Below are 701 nucleotides of genomic sequence, written 5' to 3' on the forward strand. Positions count from 1 at the left end.
GGCGACACCGATACCGGCAGTGCCGTCTCAGTGAATAATTTGACAGATACGACAGATCCGGAAGGGGTTGCTAGCCCAATTTTTCCTGTACAGGAGAAGAAGGCTACAATAGGACCGGCACTGAATATAAGCAACCTCACTCAAACTCAGGCGCTGGAGGTGAATTTGAGCGATGTGCGCCTGAATTCAGCCACCGGCTTATATACAGCGGCTTTGCAAGTAATCAATAATGGACCGGCTACAAGTCGGAATGTGGCTGTCAGTTTCGCTAACCTGCCGGCGGGGGTAGCATTGCAAAATGCCTCGGGAGTTGATGCCGCCGGCAGACCTTATATTAACCTCCGCAATGCCATTTTACCCGGGGGGTTAGATGCGGGGGCTCGTTCCGCGCCGGTTGAGGTAATCTTCAGCAATCCCAACTTTTCCGTAGTGCCGGTTATCACTTCGGTTTTTGTGGGGGCACCCAATACTGCGCCCAACTTCGCTCCTGTGGGGGCGCTAACTGTTAAACCGGGAGAACGCCTGGAAATTCCCCTCAGTGCAACAGACGAAAATGGAGATAGAGTTATCTACTCAATTCGGTCAGACAGCCGACTTCCCAAAGGCAAAATTACAGGCAATGGACAGCTAGTTTTCACGCCGGCACCCGATGATGTTGGCACCTATAATTTCACCCTAGTCGCCAGTGACGGGGCGCTAGA

At 52.5% G+C, this 701-nt stretch carries 1 protein-coding gene; it reads left to right on the plus strand.

Translation table 11 applies throughout. The features are described from left to right. On the plus strand, positions 1 to 701 hold a 701-nt coding region (locus tag OSC10802_RS42590), incomplete at both ends, for an Ig-like domain-containing protein (protein WP_044172100.1).

Origin of the sequence: Kamptonema formosum PCC 10802, assembly GCF_000332335.1 — a bacterium.
Taxonomy (GTDB): Bacteria; Cyanobacteriota; Cyanobacteriia; order Cyanobacteriales; family Oscillatoriaceae; genus Oscillatoria.